Here is a 25,210-nt window from a genome sequence, read left to right as displayed (position 1 = left end):
ATCGCAGCGCAATAAAGTGCTCATCGCACAGAGTTGGATTGATTTAGACGTCTGGATGCCTTAACATCCATTTTGTTTACGGTCATCACCCGTATCTGGCAGAACAAAATGCCACGGCTAACTTACATACGATAAAAATAATCTAATGATTAAACTTTCCAATATCACCAAAGTGTTCCAGCAGGGGAACCGAACCATTCAGGCGCTGAACAATGTCAGCCTGCATGTTCCTGCTGGTCAAATTTATGGCGTCATTGGCGCATCGGGTGCAGGTAAAAGTACGCTGATCCGTTGTGTTAACCTGCTTGAGCGCCCAACCCAGGGCAGCGTAGAAGTTGGCGGACAAGAACTTACCGCTCTCTCAGAGAAAGAATTAACGAAAGCGCGTCGCCAGATTGGCATGATCTTCCAGCACTTTAACCTGCTGGCATCCCGTACAGTGTTCGGCAACGTTGCTTTGCCGCTGGAACTGGACAACACGCCTAAAGAAGAAGTTAAGCGTCGCGTGACCGAACTGCTGGACCTGGTGGGTCTGGCTGATAAACACGACAGCTATCCGGCAAACCTGTCCGGTGGCCAGAAACAGCGTGTGGCAATCGCCCGTGCGCTGGCCAGTAATCCAAAAGTGCTGCTGTGCGATGAAGCCACCAGCGCATTAGACCCGGCAACCACACGTTCTATTCTGGAACTGCTGAAAGACATTAATCGTCGTCTGGGCCTGACCATCCTTCTTATTACCCATGAGATGGACGTTGTAAAACGCATCTGTGACTGCGTGGCCGTGATCAGCAACGGTGAACTGATTGAGCAAGACACCGTAAGTGAAGTGTTCTCACATCCGAAAACGCCGCTCGCGCAGCAGTTTATTCAATCCACGCTGCATCTGGATATTCCGGAAGATTATCTGGCGCGTTTAAAAGCAGAGCCAGCTGCCGACAGCGTTCCAATGCTGCGTATGGAATTCACCGGTCAGTCTGTGGATGCGCCACTGCTTTCCGAAACCGCACGTCGCTTTAACGTGAACAACAACATTATTAGCGCGCAGATGGATTACGCCGGCGGTGTGAAGTTCGGCATCATGCTGACGGAGATGCACGGCACACAAGAAGAAACGCAAGGCGCGATCGCCTGGCTGCAAGAACACCATGTAAAAGTAGAGGTATTGGGTTATGTCTGAACCGATGATGTGGCTGCTGGTTCGCGGCGTATGGGAAACGCTGGCAATGACCTTTGTATCGGGCTTTTTTGGTTTCGTCATTGGTCTGCCGGTCGGCGTACTGCTGTACGTAACCCGCCCGGGGCAAATTATTGAAAACGCGAAGCTCTATCGTACCCTTTCTGCTCTGGTGAACATCTTCCGTTCCATCCCGTTCATTATTCTTCTGGTATGGATGATTCCTTTCACTCGCGTGATCGTGGGTACCTCCATCGGCTTGCAGGCCGCAATCGTCCCATTGACCGTAGGGGCAGCGCCGTTTATCGCCCGTATGGTTGAAAACGCATTGCTGGAGATCCCGACAGGTCTGATTGAAGCATCACGCGCAATGGGTGCGACCCCGATGCAAATCGTTCGCAAAGTCCTGCTACCTGAAGCGCTGCCAGGTCTGGTGAACGCAGCAACCATTACCCTTATTACGCTGGTCGGTTATTCCGCGATGGGCGGTGCTGTCGGCGCCGGTGGTTTAGGGCAGATTGGCTATCAGTACGGCTATATTGGCTATAACGCTACTGTAATGAATACTGTTCTGGTATTGCTGGTTGTTCTGGTTTACTTAATCCAATTCTCTGGCGATCGCATCGTCCGGGCTGTTACTCACAAATAACGTTACACACAACACAAACTCGACGAGTTAAGGATATAACATGGCGTTTAAATTAAAGACCTTTGCAGCGGTAGGCGCGCTGATCGGCTCTCTGGCACTGGTGGGTTGCGGTCAGGACGAAAAAGATCCAAACCACATTAAAGTGGGCGTTATTGTGGGTGCAGAGCAGCAGGTTGCTGAAGTCGCTCAGAAAGTGGCGAAAGAAAAATACGGTCTGGACGTTGAGCTGGTCACCTTCAACGACTACGTACTGCCTAACGAAGCGCTGAGCAAAGGTGATATCGACGCTAACGCTTTCCAGCATAAGCCATACCTGGATCAGCAGATCAAAGACCGTGGTTACAAGCTGGTTGCGGCAGGTAACACTTTCGTTTACCCAATTGCCGGTTACTCCAAGAAGATTAAATCTCTGGACGAACTGCAACCTGGCTCCCAGGTCGCTGTGCCTAACGACCCGACTAACCTCGGTCGCTCCCTGCTGCTGTTGCAGAAAGTGGGCCTGATCAAACTGAAAGACGGTGTTGGCCTGCTGCCGACCGTACTGGATGTGACTGAGAACCCGAAAAATCTGAAAATTGTTGAGCTGGAAGCGCCACAACTGCCACGTTCTCTGGACGATGCACAGATTGCCCTGGCGGTTATCAACACCACCTACGCAAGCCAGATTGGCCTGACGCCAGCAAAAGACGGTATCTTTGTTGAAGATAAAGACTCTCCATACGTGAACCTGATCGTGACTCGCGAAGACAACAAGGACGCGGAAAACGTGAAGAAATTCGTTCAGGCTTATCAATCTGACGAAGTTTACCAGGAAGCCAACAAGGTGTTTAACGGCGGCGCTGTTAAAGGCTGGTAATCTCACCTCAGTGTAATATCATCAGGACGGGCGAAAGCCCGTCTTGTCATTTATGCAGGCAACTGATTCAATATCTGACGATTTGATTATCCATTGAGGAACTATTATGCGTGCTTTACCGATCTGTCTTTTAGCACTGATGCTGAGCGGCTGTTCTATGCTAAGCAGATCCCCTGTTGAGCCTGTTCAAAGCACTGCAACCCCGCCAAAAGCGGAGCCCGCAAAACCGAAAGCGCCGCGTCCTGCGCCGGTACGCATTATTACCAAAGCCGACGATCTCGTGGGCAAGCCTTTCCGTGAACTGGGCGATGTGAGCGGCGAATCCTGCCAGGCAACCAATCAGGACTCTCCACCAAACATCCCAACGGCGCGTAAACGCCTGCAGATTAACGCCGCAAAAATGAAAGCCAACGCGGTACTGCTGCACAGCTGTGAAGTGACCAGCGGTACACCAGGCTGCTACCGTCAGGCGGTATGTCTGGGTACAGCGCTGACCATTTCGGCGAAATGAGTTCATTTCAGTTCGAGCAGATAGGCGTTATCCGCTCACCTTATAAAGAGAAGTTCGCCGTTCCGCGCCAGCCGGGTCTGGTCAAAAGCAGTGGCGGCGAACTTCACTTCATTGCGCCCTATAATCAGGCCGATGCGGTACGCGGGCTCGAGGCATTCAGCCACTTATGGGTTGTCTTTGTCTTTCACCAGACGATGGAAGGTGGCTGGCGTCCAACCGTTCGCCCTCCGCGTCTGGGTGGCAATGCCAGAATGGGCGTGTTCGCAACCCGTTCCACCTTTCGCCCAAACCCTATTGGCATGTCTCTGGTCGAGCTGAAAGGCATTCGGACGCAGAAAGATCAGGTCATACTGGAGTTAGGCAGCCTCGATCTTGTGGATGGCACTCCGGTTATCGACATCAAGCCTTACCTGCCCTTTGCTGAAGCCCTGCCGAATGCGCGCGCGAGCTATGCCCAGGAGGCGCCTCAGGCTGATATGTCCGTTCACTTCACGCCAGAGTTAGCCGCCCAGATAACGCTGCTGGAAAAGCGCTATCCCCACCTGCGCGATTTTATCGTTGACGTTCTGGCTCAGGATCCACGTCCCGCCTACCGTAAGGGAGAGGAAACCGGGAAAACCTATGCCGTCTGGCTGCTGGATTTTAACGTTCGCTGGCGTGTGACTGAGGCGGGATTTGAAGTCTTTGCCCTGGAACCCAGGTAATTTTATTTTCCTCTCTTTTGGCATCTTTGCCACACTGGTAAACTAAACCACTTTTTTTGTGTCAGGTTGACCATTCAGCCTGTCCTACTCGTCGAAACGGAACCGTAACAACATGCGTACTAGCCAATATCTGCTCTCCACTCTGAAGGAGACACCTGCCGACGCCGAGGTGATCAGCCACCAGCTGATGCTGCGCGCCGGGATGATCCGCAAGCTGGCCTCTGGGTTATACACCTGGCTGCCGACCGGCGTGCGCGTCCTGAAAAAAGTCGAAAACATCGTGCGTGAAGAGATGAACAACGCCGGTGCTATCGAGGTGTTAATGCCGGTAGTTCAGCCCTCTGAACTGTGGCAGGAGAGTGGTCGCTGGGAACAGTACGGTCCTGAACTACTGCGTATTGCCGATCGTGGCGATCGTCCGTTTGTCCTCGGCCCGACGCATGAAGAAGTCATTACCGATCTTATCCGTAACGAGCTGAGCTCTTACAAACAGCTGCCGCTGAACTTCTTCCAGATCCAGACCAAATTCCGTGACGAAGTGCGCCCACGTTTTGGCGTCATGCGCTCCCGCGAATTCCTGATGAAAGATGCGTACTCTTTCCACACATCTCAGGAATCACTGCAAGAGACTTACGACAAGATGTACGAAGCGTACAGCAAAATCTTCTCCCGCATGGGTCTGGATTTCCGCGCGGTACAGGCTGACACCGGCTCTATCGGTGGTAGCGCATCTCATGAATTCCAGGTACTGGCACAGAGCGGTGAAGACGATGTCATCTTCTCTGACTCCTCTGATTACGCCGCTAACATCGAGTTTGCAGAAGCCCTGGCACCAAAAGCACCACGTGCCGCAGCAACTGAAGAGATGAAACTGGTTGATACGCCAAACGCGAAAACCATTGCTGAGCTGGTTGAGCAGTTCAATCTGCCTGTCGAAAAAACGGTCAAAACGCTGCTGGTGAAATCCACCGAAGGCAGTGCATACCCGCTGGTCGCCCTGCTGGTTCGTGGCGATCACGAACTGAACGAAGTAAAAGCAGAGAAACTGCCACAGGTTGCCAGCCCGCTGACTTTCGCAACTGAAGCAGAAATCCGCGCGGTGGTAAACGCAGGCCCTGGTTCCCTGGGCCCAGTGAATATGCCAGTTCCGGTAGTTGTTGACCGCACAGTTGCGGCAATGAGCGACTTCTCCGCTGGCGCGAACATCGATGGTAAGCACTACTTCGGCATCAACTGGGATCGCGATGTCGCAACGCCAGAAGTGGCCGACATCCGTAACGTGGTTGCCGGTGACCCAAGCCCGGATGGCCAGGGTACTCTGATGATCAAACGCGGTATCGAAGTGGGCCATATCTTCCAGTTGGGCGATAAATACTCCCGCGCGATGAACGCAGCCGTTCAGGGTGAAGATGGTCGTAACCAGGTTCTGACCATGGGTTGCTATGGTATCGGGGTGACACGTGTGGTCGCGGCGGCGATTGAGCAGAACTACGACGAGCGCGGCATCGTCTGGCCTGACAACATCGCACCATTCCAGGTCGCGATTCTGCCAATGAACATGCACAAGTCTTACCGCGTGCAGGAGCTGGCTGAAAAACTGTACGCAGAGCTGCGTGCTCAGGGTATCGAAGTGCTGATGGACGATCGTAAAGAGCGTCCGGGCGTGATGTTTGCCGACATGGAACTGATCGGTATTCCACACACTGTGGTTATCGGCGACCGTAACCTCGACAGCGATGATATTGAATACAAATACCGTCGCAGCGGGGAGAAGCAGATGATCAAGACCGGTGACATTCTTGATTACCTGGTGAAAGCCATCAAAGGTTAAGAAACAAAAACCCCGCACATGCGGGGTTTTTTAATGGGATAACGCAGCTTATTTACTGCTGCAATCTTTGCCCGCCAGGAATTTCGCGTCTTTATCCGCCACCAGCGTTTTCACCATCTCCCCGCTATCCGGGTTTGGCTCCATCGTGAAATGCCCATCAACCGTCAGTAATACCGGCTTACTGTCATTGCCACGCGCTACGGCGAAATCACGTTCCAGCTGGGCATTGTTCGCCACGCTGACTTTCTTACCTGTCGCGCAGTCAGTAAATACCGCCGCATCAGCCATGTAGAAATACATACCCCGCATCGCCATTGGCGTGGCAGGGAGTGCCGCTTTTACAGGAGCCAGCGTGTAGTTGAACTGTGACTCAATCGGATTACCTTCACGATCGAGCATTTCCATCCCTTCACCTTTAGGGCGGAACCAGGTTTTCTCGCCTGTAGAATCCGTCAGGACCAGTTTCTCAGCGGTGCGTGCCCAGGTGCCATAGGTAGCGAAGGAAGAAGGACCTTTCGCCCCCTGATAGTGCTGGTTCATAACCCAGGTACCGTCTTTTTCCAGGAATAATGAGGTTTCGATACCTTCACAATCAGCGCACGGCAGCACGCCGCGCCAGCTCTGCTGCATCGGTTTTAATTCTTCAGACTGCGTTGGCTGTAATGCCTGCGTTTCCGCACGGTTATTACAGCCGAAAAGTGCAAAGAGCGTACTCACTGCCAATGCTGACAATAGTGCTTTTTTCACAATGAAATCCTTATGAAAAATAATGTTCCCTTTCGTCACTCTGTGGGGCGACGAACTTTACCGCGAAGCGCCTTCACTGTGGATTTTTGCGCCTTAGACGACAACCGGCGCTCTTTTGAAGCGCGGGTTGGCCGCGTAGGGCGACGGCTTTTCTGTACTGCGGTTAACTCTTTAATGACGGCTACCAGCCTTGAGATCGCCGCTTCCCGGTTTAACTCCTGGCTGCGATACTCCTGCGCTTTAATCACAATCACACCATCGCTGGTAATCAGATGATGGCTGGCGGCAAGCAAACTTTCTTTATAATACTCTGGCAGGCTGGAGGCCCGGATGTCAAAGCGCAAATGGATGGCTGTTGAAGCCTTATTGACATGCTGCCCACCCGCCCCCTGAGCGCGGATCGCGGTGATCTCCAGCTCGTTATCAGGGATACTGACATTCCGGGATAAGACAATCATGCGGAGGGTTGCCACGCCGTCAGATGAATTTCCAGATTATTCTGAGAGTCAGAAAGCCAGATAGCCCCGTCCTGAATCGTCGCCTGCAATACCATTGTACGGCTGGCAAACTCACTCAGCTGAGCCAGTTGCTCGTCATCCAGATACCAGACCGTGAGATTTTTAAACTGTCCGCACTTGCTTTTGCTCTGCTGCCACCAGATCTCTGCAGCACGCTGATTATACGCGAATAACGCCACTTCAGCGGACTGGGTGCAGGCCTTTTTCACACGGCGCTCATCCGGCAGGCCGAGTTCAATCCACAAATCGATACCCAGGTGATCGTTGCGCAGCCAGGCTTCTGGCTCGTCCTCGGCACTTAAGCCACGCGTAAATTGCAGACGCTCGTCGGCATACTTAATCCACGCCAGCAGGCGCAGCATCATGCGTTCCTGGGTTTCAGAAGGGTGACGCGCCAGCGTCAATGACGCATCGAGAAACTGGTTGCGGTCAAGATCCGCCACATTGACCACAGCTTTATAAATTGTCGCTTTCAGCGCCATGAGAGAACTCCTTTCGAATCAGGCGCACATTGTAGCGAAAATAGCGCGAAAAGGCTGTTACCAGGTGATGAATGCATCACCATCAAGGCGCTGATATTGCTTGAATGAGTATGGTATAGTCACCTTGCTAAACCGAGTTTATCTTCGTAGGCTTAATGATATCTCACAGTAAGTCAGTGCGCTGGCGGGAGGGGATGTGAATAATTATTGTGAGTTAATTCGCAAAAGGTATGCGGAAATCGCCAGCGGGGATCTGGGATACATCCCGGATGCGTTGGGCTGTGTATTGAAAGTGCTTAATGAAGTGGCCTCTGATGAGGGCCTTTCAGAATCGGTCAGGGAAAAAGCAGCATATGCTGCGGCGAATTTACTGGTGAGCGATTATGTCGATGAATGATACTTATCAACCCATCAATTGTGATGACTATGACAACCTCGAACTCGCCTGCCAGCATCATTTAATACTGACGCTGGAGCTAAAAGATGGCGAAGTATTGAAGGCGAAAGCCAGCGACCTGGTTTCACGAAAGAATGTGGAATATCTGATAGTGGAAGATGCCGGTGCGACGCGTGAGCTTCGCCTGGACAAAATTGCCAGCTTCAGCCACCCGGAAATCGGCACAGTCGTGGTAAGCGAGTCCTGATTACCCCTAACGGGCAGCCTGGCTGCCCGTTACGCTTTCCACTCAAAACACACACCCTCTTCTGCCCAACCCTCTTCAGTTACAAAGACACCCGCAGCCGCAATCAGCGTTTCGCCATAGAAAAGCAAAGGTGTGGCATCGCGACGCCAGGGTGGAACATTGCACTCCTGCCATATCTTTTTCAGCTTCCGCCCGCCGTTTCTGCCGACAATATGCAACATCCCGCGGGCTTTAAAGCGCACGGTAACGGGCTCATCGGCTTTCGGCGGACGCACATGGCCCGTATTCGCCAGGGAAACCTTTCCCGCGCCATAGGGCAACTCCAGTACATCGCCAGAGTGCGACCAGTCGAGCACTACATCAGACAGCGAAGGAGCAGATTTAATCCACCAGAGCAGCCCTTTATAGCGTCTTACCTCAAACCCATTCAGATGCAGACAAGGTGCGGCATCGTCACGCGCCTGAGCAACTTCGTCCCAGAGACGGTTCAGCATCGCCCGCGATGGCATTGGGGCGTTATGCGATGCCAGCCAGCGTCTTAGCAGGGCTGCACGGCGTACCGCACTCAGTGTTTCCATCGGTGCGATAGCCAGAGCGCCATCAGCAGAAATCAGCCCGGCCAGCTCATCGCTCAGCAACTCGTCCAGCAGGCTTTCCTGTTCAGCGCACAACATGGCGCTGCGGGCCGTGGCTTCGGCAAAATGCCCCCAGCGCTCAGTCAACTGCGGCAGGACACGAAGACGCAGGAAATTGCGGTCATAGCTGTCGTCCTGATTGCTTTCATCTTCAATCCAGCTCAGGCCATGCTCCCGCGCCCAGGACTCCAGCGAGACACGCGTCTCACCCAGCAATGGGCGAATTAACTCGGTGTCAGCAAAATTCGCCCGCTCAGGCATGGCGGACAATCCCGCCGGGCCGCTTCCACGCTTAAGCGCGAGCAAAAAGGTTTCACACTGATCGTCCAGATGCTGCGCCGTCACCAGCGCTTCGCCGGGCAGAATGGCACTGGCAAAGGCAGCGTAACGGGCCTTACGCGCCTGCGCTTCAATGCCCAGCCCTTCATCCTCAAGTATCACCCGCTCAACGTGCAGCGGGATTGCCCATGCGGTACACAGCGCCTCGCAGTGTTTCACCCAGGCATCCGCATGAGGGCTCAACCCGTGATGGATATGTATTGCCCTGATCCGGACGTCAGGCTCTTGATCACGCCAGCATTTAAGCCGATGAAGCAGAACGGTTGAATCCAGCCCACCGCTAAACCCCACCAGCAGCTGGCGGTACGGTGAAACAGCGTGTGCAATAACGGGTAAGGTCATAAAAGGTTTGCGCAAAAAGATGCCCGAACAAGACGGGCATTATCACATATGGCGAACATTACTGCTGGTAAAGCTCCAGCGGGAGGCCATCCGGATCGTTGAAGAAGGTAAATCGCTTATCCGTAAAGGGATCGATGCGAATGGCTTCACACTTCACGCCATGCGCTTCCAGATGCTTCACCGCGCTATCAAGGTCATCAACGCTAAAGGCCAGATGGCGTAAACCACAGGCTTCCGGACGCGACGGGCGCGCAGGCGGGAAAGGAAAAGAAAACAGCTCAATTACATACTGCCCGTTTAACGCGAGATCGCCTTTCCAGGAGTCACGCTCCTCGCGATAGACTTCGCTCAACAGCGTAAAGCCAAGAATATCGCAGTAGAAAGACTTACTCTTCTCGTAATCGGTCGCAATGATCGCTATATGATGAACCTGTTTTAAACCCAGCATAGCTTCTCCTTTTTTTGAAGCCAGAACGTTACAACCGAAAACCCGGACCACGCAAGTCGTCCCACTTATTTTAGGACTCTGACCCAGTATACGCCCTGTTCATCACGCTTCGCGCCATGGATATCCGTTTCAAAGCCCGGATAGTGCCGCCCAACCGAACAGAGCATCAGCAGAAAGTCGAGTACCGCCCGGCTCTCTTCGGTGATCATCTCACCCGGCATCAGCAGCGGAACGCCCGGCGGATAAGGCAGGATCATATTGGCCGATACTCGCCCGACCAGGTTTTCCAGTTCGACAGTTTGCACCTCGCCTTTGACCTGACGCTGCCAGGCCTTATGCGGCGTCAGCTTCATTTCCGGCAGAACGTCAAAGGCCTGCAACATCAGACGCGGCAGATCGTGCTGAAGGATCAGCTTGTGGATCCCCTGGGCCAGATCCTGAATACGCATATTGCGATAAAAATCAGGATCTTCCGCATAGAGATCCGGCAGTATGTTTTTGACCCGTAGGTTCAGATCGTAAGCGCGTTTAAACTCCATCAGCCCCCGCAACAGCCCCATCGCCCGGGTTTTGTCGATCCCAATACTGAACAGGAACAGCAGGTTATACGGCCCGGTTTTCTCTACCACAACGCCGCGTTCATCAAGGAATTTCGCCACCAGCGCAGCGGGGATCCCTTCATCGCTCATATTGCCTTGTTCATCCATACCCGGGGTCAGGATCGTCACTTTTACCGGATCGAGGAACATGTGGTCTGCATCGGCATCACGGAAACCGTGCCAGCTTTCACCTGGCGAAACAGGCCAGCACTCTGCCTCATCAATCTCTTCCGGCTGCCAGATGTCAAAGAACCAGCCGTCGGCTTCTTCTTTCAGGCGCTGAACCTCTTTGCGGAAATGCAGCGCTCGTTCCACCGAACGATTGATCAAACGCTTGCCCGGATTGCCACGCAGCATCGCCGCCGCCGTTTCAATAGAAGCGACCAGCGGATAGCTCGGCGACGTGGTGGTGTGCATCATAAAGGCTTCATTAAATGTCTCTTCATCATACTCACCCTTGATGTGGATAAGCGAAGCCTGGGAAAACGCTGCCAGCATTTTGTGAGTCGACTGCGTTTCGAAGAACACTTTACCCGGTACGCGCTCACCGCTCATTCCGCTTTTGCCCGCGTAAATCGGGTGGAAGTTGGTATAAGGCACCCAGGCGGAATCAAAGTGAATCGAGGGCACATCCAGCGTTTGCTTGATCCAGTTGGTGTTGTATAGCAGACCGTCGTAAGTCGAGTTGGTTATCACCGCATGGACGGGCCAGTTGGCACCAGTGACCGAGGACACTTTACTTTCAATGGCCGCATGGCTAAATTCACGACGCGGGATCCCGCCCAGAATACCGAGAGCATTCCGCGTGGGCGACAGCCAGAGCGGGACGACATCGCTCATCATCAACAAATGCGCCAGCGATTTATGGCAGTTACGGTCAATCAGCAGCGTACTTCCGGCAGGTGCTGCATACATACCGACGATTTTATTCGACGTTGAGGTGCCGTTGGTCACCATGTAGCTCTGCTCCGCCCCAAAAGTGCGGGCGATATACTCTTCGGCCTCAAGATGCGGGCCGGTGTGGTCAAGCAGAGATCCCAGTTCAGTCACCGAAATCGACACATCAGCCTTAAGCGTGTTACCACCAAAGAAATCATAGAACAGGCAGCCCACCGGGCTTTTCTGATACGCCGTTCCTGCCATGTGGCCAGGCGTACAGAACGTATATTTGCCTTCCTTCACATAAGTGAACAGCGCCCGGGTGAACGGCGGCGTGATGTTATCGAGGTATTCACGGGTGTATTGCTGAATGCGGGTCGCAATATCTTGTGCAACGCCAAGTGAGTATTCAAAGAACCACAGCGCCATACGCATATCATGTGCGCTGACGTCCATCGTGGAGTGAGTATTGATAAACGCATACAGCGGAAGATATTCGTTCAGCTTGTTAATTTCGCTGCACAGCTCCAGGTCGTACTCATCCCAGTCAAAGATGACACCGCAGATACGCGGGTTATGTTCGATGAACTTCAGCAGATCGGCGCTGTTATGCGGCCAGATAAGCTGGTATCCACGGGACTGTAGTGTCTGCTCCAGCTCCTTGATGGGCTCATCTTTATAAAAGACGCCATGTGGCCCCATGATGGCAATAATGTTCATGGTTTACCTCCTTGAAAAACATTAGCTAAGCATAGCCAGGGTAAACCGCAGGTATAAAAAAAGCCGCAACATTGTGCGGCTTTTCAGATAATTGTGAAGATTATGCGTAACCGTAGGTCATCAGACGCTGATAACGGCGGTTCAGCAGATCTTCTTTACTCAGTACGTCGAGGTCTGCCAGGTCTGCCAGCAGCTGCGCTTTCAGGGAAGCGGCCATCACTTCCGGCTTACGGTGCGCACCACCCAGAGGCTCTGGGATCACGGAGTCGATAAGTTTCAGCTCTTTCAGACGCGGAGCAATGATGCCCATCGCTTCGGCAGCCAGAGGCGCTTTGTCCGCGCTCTTCCACAGAATAGATGCACAGCCTTCCGGAGAGATAACAGAATAGGTGCTGTATTGCAGCATATTCACTTTATCGCCCACGCCAATGGCCAGTGCGCCACCGGAACCACCTTCACCGATAACGGTACAGATGACCGGAACGCTCAGACGAGACATTTCACGCAGGTTGCGTGCAATGGCTTCAGACTGACCGCGCTCTTCCGCGCCAACGCCTGGGTAAGCACCCGGGGTGTCGATGAAGGTGATGATTGGCATGTTAAAACGCTCAGCCATCTCCATCAGACGCAGGGCCTTACGGTAGCCTTCTGGTGCAGGCATCCCGAAGTTACGACGGATTTTTTCTTTGGTTTCACGACCTTTCTGATGACCAATGATCATCACCGGGCGTCCGTCCAGACGGGCGATACCGCCAACGATAGCTTTGTCGTCGGCATAAGCGCGATCGCCTGCCAGTTCGTCAAATTCATCAAACGCCAGGCGGACATAATCCAGGGTGTACGGACGCTGTGGGTGACGCGCCAGCTGGGCAATCTGCCATGCGCCGAGATCGGCAAAGATTTTGCGCGTCAGTTCTACGCTTTTTTCGCGCAGACGATGCACTTCTTCGTCGATGTTAATATCCAGTTTTTCATCCTGACGGCTAACCGCGGTCAGAGAATCGATTTTCGCTTCCAGCTCTGCAATCGGCTGTTCGAAATCAAGGAAATTCAGACTCATAGTATTCCTGTATTAGTCAAACTCCAGTTCCACCTGCTCCGAACCAATGAGGCCACGGAGATCGTTTAGTAAACGATCGCTCGGAGAGACACGCCACGTTGCACCAAAGCGCAACCGCGCACGTGCATCCGCCCTCTGATAGTAGAGATGTACTGGAATTGTCCCCGAGCGGTGGGGTTCCAGAGACTGACGGAGTCGGTTTAAAAGCTGGTCATCAATTTGCCTGTCCGTCAGCGAGATAGCAAGCCCGCGAGCATATTTTTCCCGGGCTTCGTCAATGTCCATCACTTCGCGGGCGGTCATTTTAAGCCCCCCGCTGAAGTCATCAAAGCTGACCTGTCCGCTGACGATAAGTATGCGGTCTTTTTCCAGCAATTGCTGGTATTTATCCAGCGCGTCGGTGAACAACATCACCTCCAGCCGCCCGGAACGGTCATCCAGCGTACAGATGCCGATTCGATTGCCGCGCTTGGTGACCATAACCCTTGCAGCAATCACGAGCCCCGCAGCCGTGGTGATTTTACCACGATCTGTCGGATGCATGTCTTTTAGCCTGTTGCCTCCGACATAGCGCTCAATTTCTTTGATGTACTGGTTAATGGGGTGACCTGTCAGGTACAAGCCTAACGTTTCACGTTCCCCATCCAGTACTACTTGTTCTGGCCACGGCTGGCAGTTGGAATACGACTGCTCAACCTGCTCTGGCTCTTCTGCCAGTACGCCAAACATATCTGCCTGGCCAATGGCTTCCGCTTTTGCGTGCTGATCGGCAGCTTTCAGCGCATCGCCGAGCGAATTCATCAGCGCGGCGCGGTGCGGCCCGAGTCTGTCGAACGCCCCAGACATGATCAGCTTTTCAAGCACCCGGCGGTTCAGTTTTTTGGTATCGGTACGGGCGCAAAGATCGAATAACTCACGGAAATAACCACCGTTGTTACGCGCTTCGATGATCGCCTCGATCGGACCTTCACCCACGCCTTTGATCGCGCCGATCCCATACACAATTTCCCCGTGTTCGTTAACGTGGAAATGGTACAGACCAGAGTTAATGTCCGGCGGCAGGATCTTAAGCCCCATGCGCCAGCATTCGTCTACCAGGCCAACCACTTTCTCGGTGTTGTCCATATCGGCAGTCATTACTGCCGCCATAAATTCAGCCGGATAGTGCGCTTTTAGCCATAGCGTCTGGTACGAAACCAAAGCATAGGCGGCAGAGTGAGATTTGTTAAATCCGTACCCGGCGAATTTCTCCACCAGGTCGAAGATTTTCATCGCCAGTTCGCCGTCAACGCCGTTATTTTTTGCCCCTTCCTCGAAGGTGCCGCGCTGCTTGGCCATCTCTTCCGGCTTTTTCTTACCCATTGCACGACGCAGCATATCCGCGCCGCCGAGGGTATAACCAGAGAGCACCTGGGCAATCTGCATTACCTGTTCCTGGTACAGGATGATGCCATAGGTTGGCTCCAGTACCGGTTTCAGGCTTTCATGCTGCCACTGGACATCCGGGTAGGAGATCTCTTCGCGTCCGTGCTTACGGTCGATAAAGTTATCTACCATCCCTGATTGCAGTGGGCCCGGGCGGAACAGGGCCACCAGCGCGATCATATCTTCGAAGCAGTCGGGTTGCAGACGCTTAATCAGATCTTTCATGCCGCGGGATTCAAGCTGGAAAACCGCTGTGGTTTCCGAGCGTTGCAGCATATCGAAACTTTTCTTGTCATCCAGCGGGATGGCGGCAATGTCTATTGGCTCAAGACCTTGCTTTTCGCGCCGCGGGTTGATCATCTTCAGCGCCCAGTCGATGATCGTCAACGTACGCAGGCCGAGGAAGTCGAACTTCACCAGCCCGGCATATTCCACGTCGTTCTTATCAAACTGGGTAACCGGGTGCTGGCCGGCTTCGTCACAATAGAGTGGCGCAAAATCAGTAATTTTGGTGGGCGCGATTACCACACCACCCGCATGTTTACCGGCGTTACGCGTAACCCCTTCCAGCTTGCGCGCCATGTCGATCAGTGCTTTGACTTCTTCGTCAGCTTCGTAGATTTCCGGCAGCTGCGGTTCAGCTTCAAACGCTTTCGCCAGCGTCATGCCCGGATCGGGCGGAACCAGTTTCGAGATGCGATCAACAAAGCCATACGGATGGCCCAGTACACGGCCCACGTCGCGGATAACCGCTTTCGCCGCCATCGTACCGAAAGTAATAATCTGTGATACCGCATCACGGCCGTACATGTCCGCTACGTGTTCGATAACCTGGTCGCGTTTCTCCATACAGAAGTCAACGTCGAAGTCAGGCATGGAGACACGTTCCGGGTTAAGGAAACGTTCGAACAGCAGGTCAAATTCCAGCGGATCGAGGTCGGTAATCTTGAGCGCGTAAGCAACCAGCGAGCCCGCACCGGAACCACGTCCCGGGCCTACCGGCACGCCGTTATCTTTCGACCACTGGATAAACTCCATTACGATCAGGAAGTAACCCGGGAAACCCATCTGGTTAATAACCTGGAGTTCGACATCCAGACGCTCATCATACGGCGGGCGTTTTTCTTTGCGGACGGCCTCATCCGGGAACAGGAATTCCAGACGCTCTTCCAGACCTTCTTTCGATTTCACAACCAGGAAATCTTCCGTGGTCATGTCGCCCGTCGGGAACTGCGGCAGGAAATACTCACCCAGACGCACGGTAACGTTACAGCGTTTGGCAATCTCTACGCTGTTTTCCAGCGCTTCCGGGATGTCAGAGAAGAGCTCGCACATCTCGTCTTCGTTACGCATATACTGCTGCGACGAGTAGCTACGCGGGCGTTTGGGGTCGTCGAGGGTAAAACCATCGTGGATAGCGACACGAATTTCGTGGGCGTCAAAGTCACCCGGCTCAAGAAAACGCACATCGTTCGTCGCTACAACGGGCAAGCCACGCTCTTCGGCAAGCGCAACAGCCGCATGAAGATAGTTCTCTTCGTCCGCACGCCCGGTACGGATCAGCTCCAGATAGTAGCGATCCGGGAAATACTTTTCATAGAATGCAACGCACTGATCAACCAGCGCACTATTGCCACGCAGCAGACTCTGGCCGACATCCCCCATGCGGCCGCCTGAAATCAGCAGCAAACCGTCGTTCAGCTCAGCCAGCCAGTCGCGGTCGATCCACGGCCCCAGCGCGCCATATCCGCGCTGATACGCTTTTGAGATAAGCAGAGTGAGGTTCTGATAACCCGTGTTGTTCATGGCCAGCACGGTTATCTGCGTCATTTCATCGCCAGACAGCTCGCTCTGCACATGAAAATCTGCCCCGACGATCGGTTTTAACCCAGCGCCATGCGCCGTTCCGTAGAACTTCACCAGGCCACACAGGTTGGTAAAATCGGTGATCGCCAGCGCAGGCATACCCAGAGCGGCCGCCTTTTTCACCAGCGGCCCGGTCTTTGCCAGCCCATCGATCATGGAGTAGTCGCTATGCACCCGCAGGTGTACGAAACGTGGTTCAGCCATCTTCAGATTCCGCGTTACTTAATTGCTTGCGTCTTGATTCAGGACACCAGTCCCAGCGCACGTTTCACCGGGCCAAAACTGCGCCGATGATGTTCAGTTGCGCCATGTTCAGCCAGCTTTTCCAGATGGAAAGCGGTTGGATATCCCTTGTGCTGGGCAAAACCATACTGGGGATAAGTGAGGTCCAGCGCGGCCATTTCGGCATCGCGTGTCACTTTGGCAATGATAGATGCCGCACTGATTTCTGCTACCCGGCTATCGCCTTTGACGACCGCCATAGATGGCACTGGCAATGCAGGGCAACGGTTACCGTCAATCAGAACGTATTCGGGAGCAATTTTCAGGCCTGCCACCGCACGCTGCATCGCCAGCATAGTGGCGTGCAGGATGTTCAGTTCATCGATCTCATGCGGCTCTGCGCGCCCCAGACTCCAGGCCAGCGCATGTTCTTTTATCTCGTCGAACAACGCCAGTCGGCGCTTTTCAGACAGTTTTTTCGAATCGTTCAGGCCAATAATCGGACGCGCAGGATCGAGGATCACCGCTGCGGTGACCACCGCGCCAACCAACGGACCGCGCCCGACTTCATCCACACCGGCAACAAGATGCGTATGTGGGTAAATAAATTCCATCATTTTGCTAGCTCCAGCACCGCGTCAGCCGCTTGCTCATCGGCATTACAGCGGATCTGCTGATGCAATTCCCGGAATGTGTCATGCATCTGGTGGCTGGTTTTACCGTCTGCAAGAAGCGGCAATAGCGCATCGGCCAACGCCTGTGGCTGGCACTCATCCTGCAAAAGCTCTTTCACCAACTCACGCCCGGCAAGCAGGTTTGGCAGTGAAACGTAGTCGGTTTTCACCAGGCGTTTCGCCAGCCAGAAGGTGAATGGCTTCATGCGATAGCCCACCACCATCGGGCATTTCGCCAGCATACACTCCAGTGCTGCCGTGCCAGATGCCAGCAGTGCGGCATCGCTGGCAACCATCGCTTCACGTCCCTTCCCGTCAAGCATATGAACGCGGAGATCGGGTGCAACTTCGGCTTTAATGCGCTCAAATTGCTCACGGCGTTTGGCATTAACCAGCGGCACAACCACTTCAAGGTCGGGGTATGTCTGGCGAAGGATCTGCGCCGTTTTCAGGAAATCGGCACTGAGCATTTCCACTTCAGCGCCACGGCTTCCTGGCAGTAACGCCAGACAGTGCACATCGTGGGGAATGCCCAGAACGTCACGCGCGGCATTTTTATCTGGTTCAAGCGGCATCGCATCCGCCATGGTATGACCGATAAAACGACACGGGACATTAAATTTGTCATAAAACGCTTTTTCGAAAGGCAGAAAAGCCAGCACCAGATTGGTGGATCTACCAATTTTGAAAACACGTTTCTGTCGCCACGCCCAGACAGACGGACTGACATAGTGAATGGTTTTGATGCCCTGTTTTTTCAGGTTCCCTTCAAGGGTAATGTTGAAATCAGGCGCATCGATACCGACAAACACATCAGGTTTGAGGTCGGTAAAACGATGGGTGAGATCGGCACGGATATGCAGAAGACGACGTAAACGACCGAGCACTTCAACAATGCCCATCACCGCCAGTTCTTCCATTTCATACCAGGCTTCACAGCCTTCGGCCTGCATCAGCGGGCCTGCTACGCCAACAAAGCGAGCATTAGGTACACGCGCCTTGAGTGCACGGATAAGACCTGCACCAAGAATATCGCCGGAGGTTTCTCCGGCGACCAGGGCTATCGTAAGCGGACGACTGTCGACCATTAACGAATCAGACCACGCGTTGAACGCTCAAAGAATTCCATGAACGCGTTCACTTCAGGGTGCTTATTCGCCAGCTCGGCAATTTCCGGCTTCGCCTCTTCCAGCGTTTTACCGCTACGGTACAGCAGTTTGTACGCGTTGCGGATGGCTGTAATCGCTTCGCGGCTGAAGCCACGACGCTTGAGGCCTTCGATGTTTACGCCAAATGGCGTTGCATGGTTGCCCTGCGCAATCACATACGGCGGGACGTCTTGCGCCACGCCGGAGCAACCGCCGACCATCACGTGTGCACCAATGATGCAGAACTGATGAACTGCGGTCATGCCGCCAATGATTGCGAAATCATCAACCGATACGTGTCCTGCCAGCGTTGCGTTATTGGCAAGAATACAGCGGTCACCCACAGTACAGTCATGCGCGATGTGCGCATTAACCATAAACAGGTTGTCGCTGCCCACCTTCGTCAATCCACCACCCTGTACTGTTCCACGATGAATGGTGACGCTTTCGCGAATACGGTTACGATCGCCGATTTCCAGACGGGTCGCTTCACCAGCATATTTCAGATCCTGGTTAACTTCGCCGACGGAGGCGAACTGATAGATCTCGTTATTGCAGCCAATAGTCGTATGACCATTCACCACAACGTGAGATTTCAGTACTGTACCCTCACCAATTTCGACATGGGGTCCAACAATACAAAACGGGCCAATGTGAACGTTAGCACCGATGATGGCACCGGTTTCCACAATAGCAGTAGGATGAATAAAGGCAGATTTATCAATCACGTATCAGGACTCCCGGCTACGAGCACACATCATCGTCGCTTCGCAAACAACTTTGCCGTCAACCAGAGCTACGCCTTTGAAGCGAGTCAGGCCGCGACGCGTTTTTTCAAAAGTGACTTCCATGATCATCTGATCACCAGGCACGACTGGACGCTTAAAGCGCGCTTCATCGATACCCGCGAAGTAATACAGCTCACCAGGCTCCAGCTTACCAACGCTTTTAAACGCCAGAATACCGGTAGCCTGTGCCATCGCTTCCAGGATCAACACACCCGGGAAGATAGGTTTACCAGGGAAGTGCCCCTGGAAGAATGGCTCGTTAACGGAGACATTTTTCACTGCGCGCAGAAAACGACCTTCTTCAAAATCCAGCACACGGTCTACCAGCAAGAACGGGTAGCGGTGCGGCAGAAGTTCTAAAATCTCTTCAATATGCAGAGTATGAGTGTCAGTAGTCAAAATACTCTTCCTGTCAAAATGTACTGAATAGCAATAATAACACGGCCTGCCGGTTTATAAGAAAGCCGACAGGCCGGGAAATTTAGCGTTTATTGGATGAACGCTTAGTCTTGTTGATCGATCTTGCGCTCAAGAGCCTTGAGTCGCTTGCTCATATCATCAATATTCATCACCAGAGCTGCTGTTTTACGCCACACCTTATTAGGCTGTAGCGGAATACCAGAGGAATAGACGCCTGGCTCAGTGATAGGACGCATCACCATGCCCATTCCTGTTACCGTGACTTTGTCGCATATTTCCATATGCCCGTTGATCACGCTGGCACCGCCAATCATACAGTAGCGACCAATTTTGAGGCTGCCCGCCATGATGACACCACCAGCAACGGCAGTATTGTCGCCAATCACAACGTTATGTGCAATCTGACACTGGTTATCGATGATAACACCGTTACCAATAATGGTGTCGTCAAGCGCACCACGGTCGATGGTGGTACAGGCACCGATCTCAACACGATCGCCGATAATCACGCGACCAAGCTGCGGGATCTTAACCCAGTTACCACGATCGTTGGCGTAACCAAATCCGTCAGAACCGATCACAGTACTGGACTGAACGAGGCAATTTTCGCCGATCTCGACTTCGTGGTAAACGGACACATTGGCCCATAAACGGGAACCGGCGCCAATTTTCGTATTTTTCCCAACGAAACAACCCGGGCCAATCACCACGTTATCGCCGAGCACAACCCCAGATTCGATAACGGCGTTTGCGCCAATTGAAACGTTGTTACCCAGCTGCGCCGTTGGATCAATCGCTGCACTGGCAGCAATGTTCTGTGCCGGCTGCGGCGTGGTATCAAGAATTTGAGCCATGCGTGCATACGTCAGGTACGGATTTTTCACTACCAGTGCAGCGCCTGTGGCAAATGGAAGATCGTCCTGCGTCAGAACAACGGCAGACGCCTGGCATTGAGCCAGATGTTCACGGTACTTAGGGCTTACCATGAAGGTAATGTTGCCAGTTTTAGCAGATTGCATGGACGCAACAGCGGTGATGACGAGATCGCCATCACCGTGTAATTCTGCATCCAACTGCTGAGCTAAATCAGCCAGTCGAATTGAAGGCATTACTTATTTAACCTGTTTCAGAACATCAGCGGTGATGTCTTTAACATCGCTGCTGTTGTAAGCAACGGCATTCGCATCGACAACCAGATCGATACCCTGATCGGCAGCAACGGCTTTAACAGCGGTCTGAATGCGAGTCACCAGTTTACCGCGTTCTTCGTTAGAACGACGCTGACGATCCTGCTCGAAAGCCTGTGCTTTCTGGGAGAAAGTCTGGCGCTGAGCCATGACGTCTTTTTCCATTTTGCTGCGATCGGCGGCTTTCATGGTAGAACCATCACGCTGCAAACGCTGCATCTTGGACTGAAGATCGTTTTCCATACCTTGCAGTTCGCTTGCACGGCCTTTGAACTCGTTTTCCAGAGTTGCGGAAACACCTGTTTTCTGCGCAACCTGCTGGAACAAGCTACCCATATTGACGATTGCAACTTTGTCTGCTGCCTGAGCAGAAGTTACCATCGCTAAACCGAGACCTGCAGCTAATAACCACTTTTTCACAATAAACTCCTTACCATCCCATTAGCACCTAAAGGTACCGTTCTTTGCGTGGCAAGGCGACCGTTTACCGATCGCCGGTTGTCAGCGCTACACTGCCATTGCATTCCGTTGCTGCGGATTATTACCAGGTTTTACCAATGTTAAACTGGAATTGCTCCGACTTATCTCCATCATATTTCTTAAACGGCTGGGCGTAAGAGAAGACCAACGGCCCCAGCGGTGACATCCATTGTAATGCGATACCCGCAGACATGCGAATATTGCTCGGATCGCTGTAGTCCGGAATGCCCTCTGCACGCATCTGAGCGGTATTTTCCCAGTTGGTATCCCACACTGTACCCGCATCCCAGAATACGGATGTACGTACGGAGTTTGCATACTTGTCACTGATAAACGGCGTTGGAGTGATGAACTCCAGGCTGGCAACCGCCATCGCGTTACCACCCACCGCATCGTTGGAGCTACAGACGTCTTTTGACGAGGATTTATTACAGTTATCCGTATCGTTCCCGCCGTAGTAAACCGCTTTCGGACCAATGTTGTTGGACTGGAAGCCACGTACGGTGCTGGAACCACCCGCATAGAAGTTTTCATAGAATGGCAGTTCTTTGCCACCTAAACCATCGCCATAACCCCAACGTGTACGACCCAGGACGACCCACTTATGATCGTCATCGATTGGGAAGTAAGACGCGGTATCCAGCGTGACTTTGTAGAACTCGTTATCGGAACCCGGCACGGTAACTTTACCGTTCAGATTGACGCGAGAACCTTCCGTCGGGAAGTAACCACGGTCAAGACGGTTATACGTCCAGCCATAGTTAAAGGTGAAGTCATCTGCCGCAAAACCGTTGTTGTCGCCGGTCTTACTGGTTGACTGCCCAATGGAGTCCAGGTAACGCCACATTGCCACCTGCGGCTGCATGTTGGACAGGTCGTTATGCACGTAGCCTAAACCTGCACGCAGAGTGTTGTATTCGTTGATTGGGAAGCCAAGCGTTCCGTCTACACCGTAACTCTTGTTGGTATAGGAAGACAGGTCTGCATCATCTGCTTTAAAGTCGTTATAGAAGATACGACCACCCAGGCTCACACCGTCAACGGTGAAGTACGGGTTGGTAACAGAGAATTCAGAATAGGTCTGGTAGTCGTTTTTGGTGCCGTTGATACCAACAGAGTAACCTGTACCCAGCCAGTTATCCTGCTGAACACCAACCTGGAAGCTCACACCGCTTTCAGTACCGTAACCTACACCGAAGTTAAAGCTACCGGTGTTACGCTCTTTGACTTTATAGACGACATCAACCTGATCAGGGCTGCCCGGTACGCGTTGGGTATCGGTATCTACCGTTTCAAAGTAACCCAGACGGTTCAGACGCTCTTTACCCTGGTCTACCAGGTCGCTACCCAGCCATGCACCTTCCATCTGACGCATTTCGCGGCGCAGGACGGAATCTTTGGAGGTATCGTTACCTTCGAAACGGATCTTACGCACGTAGAAACGGTTACCCGCATCCACATTTACGCGCAGCTTAACGGTCTTATCCGTGTCGTTGATTTCAGGTTGAGTTTGTACACGCGGGTACGCATAACCATAACGGCCGAGCAGCTTCTTAATGCTGTCTTCCATTTTGGTCACTTTCGCACCGCTATACAGCTCGCCCGGCTGAATTTTAGTCAGAGACTCAATTTCAGCAGAATGCCCCGCCAGGTTTCCACTCACTTCAACACCTGAAAGCTTGTACTGCTCGCCTTCAGTAATGTTAATCGTAATGTAGATACCTTTCTTGTCCGGAGTCAGACTGACCTGGGTAGAGTCAATGTTGAAACGGGCATAACCGCGATCCAGGTAGTAGCTGCGCAGGGTTTCAAGGTCACCCGCCAGTTTCTGTTTTTGGTATTTACGATCGCCAACAACGTTCCACCACGGCACTTCGTCGCGCAGCTGGAAGGTTGAGATCAGCTCGTCGGTACTGAAAGCATGGTTCCCTACGATGTTGATCTGTTGGATCTTCGCAGAGACACCTTCCTGGAATACCAGCTTCAGGTCTACACGGTTACGTGGCAGCGGAGTCACCACCGCTTTCACGCTGGCACTGTATTTACCGACGCTGTAGTAGAAATCTTCCAGACCTTTCTCGATATCGGAAAGGGTGGTGCGGTCCAGAGATTCACCGACACGAACACCAGATGCTTCAAGGTTTTGCTTGAGCATGTCATCTTTAACCGATTTGTTACCGGAGAAAGTGATACTGGCGATCGTTGGGCGTTCTTTTACCTGAACCAGCAGCGTATCACCATCGCGCAGAACGCGAACGTCCTCAAAGTTGCCGGTGGCAAACAGAGCACGGATGGTGTTACTGATATCATCATCATTAACCGTATCGCCGGGGCGTACAGGCATACTGAGGAGGGCCGCACCAACGGCGACACGCTGGAGGCCTTCGAAATGAATGTCTTTCACTACGAACCCGTCAGCACCGTATACGGTGGCGCTGCTAAACAGCAGCGACGCTATGAGCAACTTTTTCATCGCCATCGTTATTATGCGTTCTTCCTAACACTCTCTTACAACCGAGAGAAATCATTGAAAAGTGCAAGCCCCATTAACAGCACCAGCAAAATTGAGCCAATGCGATAACTAAAGTCTTGAACTCGCTCGGATACCGGCCCGCCTTTTAGCTTTTCAATGGCTAAAAACAGCAGATGACCCCCGTCTAATACGGGAAGCGGGAACAGGTTGATTATCCCAAGGTTCACGCTAATGAGCGCGAGGAACATGAGATAGTAAATCACCCCGAATTCCGCTGACATCCCAGCCCCCTGGGCAATAGAGATTGGCCCACTGAGGTTGTTCAGTTTCACATCACCGGTTATCAATTTCCCCAACATGTTGACCGTAAGCTTCATCAGTTGCCATGTTTTATCCGTGGCTTCAAGGATGGCGCTGAACGGCCCATACTGGCGTATTGTCTTGTACTCATCTGGCAGTGGGATGACTTTCGGCACAACGCCTGCAAACCCTTCCGCCTTTGTGCCGCCCGATTTGGTATCCGGGATAAGCGTCAGTGACAGCGGACTCCCCTGCCTTTCTACTTCCAGTGCGAGTGAAGTGCCTGGATTATCGCGCACCAGATTAACAAAGGTCATCCACTGTGTTAATGGCTGACCATCGACTTTAACGATCCTGTCGCCCGCTTGCAAACCCGCTTTGCTCGCTGCCGAATTTGCCTGTACTTCGGCTAATACCGGCTCGATCTGCGCGCCGCGCGGTCGAATCCCCAGTGCAGAGACCGGGTCCTCTTTGTCAGGCTCAAAACTCCAGTGGCGTAAATCCAGCACTTTGGTCTGCCGCTGGTCAGAACCAAATGGCGACACGCTGACGGTGGTCTGCGCATCACCAATTTTGGCAACCAGTTGCAGTCGCACGGCATCCCAATCAGGGGTTTCGATGCCATCAATCGCTTTAAGTTCCATCCCTGGTGTAATTTGCGCACTCGCCGCGATGGAGTTGGGGGCAATTTCACCCACAACCGGACGAACGCCAGGGACGCCGATGATAAACACCAGCCAGTAGGCGAAAATAGCAAAGATGAAATTGGCTACCGGTCCGGCAGCAATGATGGCGGCGCGTTGTCCAACCGTTTTGTTATTAAACGCGCTGTGTCGAAGTTCAGGGGCGACAGGCTCGACGCGTTCGTCGAGCATTTTGACATAACCGCCCAGGGGAATAAGTGCGAGGACAAACTCGGTGCCATGTTTGTCGGTGCGCTTCCAGAGCGATTTACCAAAACCGATGGAAAATCGCTCTACCCGCACACCGCAACGGCGAGCAACCCAGAAATGGCCAAATTCATGCACGGTAATCAGTACACCCAGTGCAACTATGAACGCCGCCAGATTCCAGAGAATGCTCAGCATA

The 25,210-nt window shown here is 52.9% G+C and carries 24 protein-coding genes; 8 read left to right on the top strand and 16 right to left on the bottom strand.

The window, feature by feature from the left end; genetic code table 11:
* Positions 1-145 precede the first annotated feature (145 nt).
* The 6 genes from metN to proS all read left to right on the top strand — a co-directional run bounded on the left by metN (position 146) and on the right by proS (position 5,725).
* Positions 146-1,177, top strand: coding sequence for a methionine ABC transporter ATP-binding protein MetN (gene metN / locus N1249_RS04140; RefSeq protein ID WP_259834809.1), 1,032 nt, complete (start codon positions 146-148; stop codon positions 1,175-1,177).
* The gene (locus tag N1249_RS04135) at positions 1,170-1,823 is read left to right on the top strand and encodes a methionine ABC transporter permease MetI (protein ID WP_003856130.1); all 654 of its coding nucleotides are present in this window, start codon (positions 1,170-1,172) and stop codon (positions 1,821-1,823) included. Before metN ends, N1249_RS04135 begins: the two co-directional genes overlap by 8 nt.
* A gap of 40 nt (positions 1,824-1,863) precedes the next feature.
* On the top strand, positions 1,864-2,679 hold the full coding sequence (gene metQ / locus N1249_RS04130) for a methionine ABC transporter substrate-binding lipoprotein MetQ (protein WP_014068992.1): 816 nt from the start codon (positions 1,864-1,866) through the stop codon (positions 2,677-2,679).
* A 106-nt stretch (positions 2,680-2,785) separates the two neighbouring features.
* The gene (gene rcsF, locus N1249_RS04125) at positions 2,786-3,190 is read left to right on the top strand and encodes an Rcs stress response system protein RcsF (RefSeq protein ID WP_014068991.1); all 405 of its coding nucleotides are present in this window, start codon (positions 2,786-2,788) and stop codon (positions 3,188-3,190) included.
* Positions 3,187-3,894, top strand: a complete 708-nt coding sequence (tsaA, locus tag N1249_RS04120) for a tRNA (N6-threonylcarbamoyladenosine(37)-N6)-methyltransferase TrmO (protein ID WP_259837984.1) — start codon at positions 3,187-3,189, stop codon at positions 3,892-3,894. Before rcsF ends, tsaA begins: the two co-directional genes overlap by 4 nt.
* A 112-nt stretch (positions 3,895-4,006) precedes the next feature.
* Complete coding sequence (gene proS, locus N1249_RS04115; protein WP_259834806.1) at positions 4,007-5,725, top strand: proline--tRNA ligase; 1,719 nt, start codon at positions 4,007-4,009, stop codon at positions 5,723-5,725.
* A gap of 48 nt (positions 5,726-5,773) precedes the next feature.
* Here proS and nlpE read toward each other — a convergent pair whose 3' ends face one another.
* Genes nlpE through N1249_RS04100 form a run of 3 tightly spaced genes read right to left on the bottom strand, consistent with a single transcriptional unit; the run spans position 5,774 to position 7,472 of the window.
* Complete coding sequence (nlpE, locus tag N1249_RS04110; protein WP_259834803.1) at positions 5,774-6,472, bottom strand: envelope stress response activation lipoprotein NlpE; 699 nt, start codon at positions 6,470-6,472, stop codon at positions 5,774-5,776.
* 35 nt (positions 6,473-6,507) lie between these two features.
* Positions 6,508-6,930: an alternative ribosome rescue aminoacyl-tRNA hydrolase ArfB gene (arfB, locus tag N1249_RS04105; protein WP_014068987.1), complete on the bottom strand. Its 423-nt coding sequence runs from the start codon at positions 6,928-6,930 to the stop codon at positions 6,508-6,510.
* Positions 6,927-7,472, bottom strand: a complete 546-nt coding sequence (locus N1249_RS04100; protein WP_217187543.1) for a YaeQ family protein — start codon at positions 7,470-7,472, stop codon at positions 6,927-6,929. Before N1249_RS04100 ends, arfB begins: the two co-directional genes overlap by 4 nt.
* A 196-nt stretch (positions 7,473-7,668) precedes the next feature.
* On the opposite strand from N1249_RS04100, the gene N1249_RS04095 reads away from it, so the two are divergent.
* Together N1249_RS04095 and rof are read left to right on the top strand one after the other, a co-directional pair.
* Positions 7,669-7,869 (top strand): YaeP family protein, encoded by a 201-nt coding sequence (locus N1249_RS04095; RefSeq protein ID WP_253379248.1) that lies wholly within the window; start codon positions 7,669-7,671, stop codon positions 7,867-7,869.
* The gene (gene rof, locus N1249_RS04090) at positions 7,856-8,116 is read left to right on the top strand and encodes a Rho-binding antiterminator (protein WP_010426685.1); all 261 of its coding nucleotides are present in this window, start codon (positions 7,856-7,858) and stop codon (positions 8,114-8,116) included. Before N1249_RS04095 ends, rof begins: the two co-directional genes overlap by 14 nt.
* A gap of 29 nt (positions 8,117-8,145) precedes the next feature.
* Here rof and tilS read toward each other — a convergent pair whose 3' ends face one another.
* From tilS to rseP, 13 genes are all read right to left on the bottom strand, one after another.
* Positions 8,146-9,432 carry a tRNA lysidine(34) synthetase TilS gene (gene tilS / locus N1249_RS04085; RefSeq protein ID WP_259834796.1) on the bottom strand — a complete coding sequence of 429 codons (1,287 nt, stop codon included), beginning with the start codon at positions 9,430-9,432 and terminating at the stop codon, positions 8,146-8,148.
* 58 nt (positions 9,433-9,490) lie between these two features.
* Complete coding sequence (locus N1249_RS04080; protein WP_166717922.1) at positions 9,491-9,880, bottom strand: VOC family protein; 390 nt, start codon at positions 9,878-9,880, stop codon at positions 9,491-9,493.
* A 65-nt stretch (positions 9,881-9,945) separates the two neighbouring features.
* Positions 9,946-12,078: a lysine decarboxylase LdcC gene (locus N1249_RS04075; protein ID WP_259834792.1), complete on the bottom strand. Its 2,133-nt coding sequence runs from the start codon at positions 12,076-12,078 to the stop codon at positions 9,946-9,948.
* A 100-nt stretch (positions 12,079-12,178) separates the two neighbouring features.
* Positions 12,179-13,138, bottom strand: a complete 960-nt coding sequence (gene accA, locus N1249_RS04070) for an acetyl-CoA carboxylase carboxyl transferase subunit alpha (RefSeq protein ID WP_182059649.1) — start codon at positions 13,136-13,138, stop codon at positions 12,179-12,181.
* Between the two features lie 12 nt (positions 13,139-13,150).
* Positions 13,151-16,633 carry a DNA polymerase III subunit alpha gene (dnaE, locus tag N1249_RS04065; RefSeq protein ID WP_259834788.1) on the bottom strand — a complete coding sequence of 1,161 codons (3,483 nt, stop codon included), beginning with the start codon at positions 16,631-16,633 and terminating at the stop codon, positions 13,151-13,153.
* Between the two features lie 38 nt (positions 16,634-16,671).
* Complete coding sequence (gene rnhB, locus N1249_RS04060) at positions 16,672-17,268, bottom strand: ribonuclease HII (protein WP_014068980.1); 597 nt, start codon at positions 17,266-17,268, stop codon at positions 16,672-16,674.
* On the bottom strand, positions 17,265-18,413 hold the full coding sequence (lpxB, locus tag N1249_RS04055; protein WP_259834785.1) for a lipid-A-disaccharide synthase: 1,149 nt from the start codon (positions 18,411-18,413) through the stop codon (positions 17,265-17,267). The genes rnhB and lpxB overlap by 4 nt, the downstream gene beginning before the upstream one ends.
* The gene (gene lpxA / locus N1249_RS04050; RefSeq protein ID WP_259834782.1) at positions 18,413-19,201 is read right to left on the bottom strand and encodes an acyl-ACP--UDP-N-acetylglucosamine O-acyltransferase; all 789 of its coding nucleotides are present in this window, start codon (positions 19,199-19,201) and stop codon (positions 18,413-18,415) included. The genes lpxB and lpxA overlap by 1 nt, the downstream gene beginning before the upstream one ends.
* Before the next feature lie 3 nt (positions 19,202-19,204).
* A complete protein-coding gene (gene fabZ, locus N1249_RS04045) occupies positions 19,205-19,660 on the bottom strand; it encodes a 3-hydroxyacyl-ACP dehydratase FabZ (RefSeq protein WP_010426706.1) in 456 nt (151 codons plus the stop codon).
* A 104-nt stretch (positions 19,661-19,764) separates the two neighbouring features.
* Positions 19,765-20,790, bottom strand: a complete 1,026-nt coding sequence (gene lpxD / locus N1249_RS04040; protein WP_014068977.1) for a UDP-3-O-(3-hydroxymyristoyl)glucosamine N-acyltransferase — start codon at positions 20,788-20,790, stop codon at positions 19,765-19,767.
* Between the two features lie 3 nt (positions 20,791-20,793).
* Positions 20,794-21,288 (bottom strand): molecular chaperone Skp, encoded by a 495-nt coding sequence (skp, locus tag N1249_RS04035; RefSeq protein ID WP_259834780.1) that lies wholly within the window; start codon positions 21,286-21,288, stop codon positions 20,794-20,796.
* 121 nt (positions 21,289-21,409) lie between these two features.
* Positions 21,410-23,827 carry an outer membrane protein assembly factor BamA gene (gene bamA, locus N1249_RS04030; RefSeq protein WP_259834778.1) on the bottom strand — a complete coding sequence of 806 codons (2,418 nt, stop codon included), beginning with the start codon at positions 23,825-23,827 and terminating at the stop codon, positions 21,410-21,412.
* A 29-nt stretch (positions 23,828-23,856) separates the two neighbouring features.
* Positions 23,857-25,209: a sigma E protease regulator RseP gene (gene rseP / locus N1249_RS04025; protein WP_259834776.1), complete on the bottom strand. Its 1,353-nt coding sequence runs from the start codon at positions 25,207-25,209 to the stop codon at positions 23,857-23,859.
* Between the last annotated feature and the right edge of the window lies 1 nt (position 25,210).

This window comes from Enterobacter sp. CP102 (assembly GCF_025152625.1).
Taxonomy (GTDB): Bacteria; Pseudomonadota; Gammaproteobacteria; order Enterobacterales; family Enterobacteriaceae; genus Enterobacter; species Enterobacter soli.
Note: the sequence above shows the minus strand (reverse complement) of the source record. Positions and strands in the feature narration are given on the sequence as shown.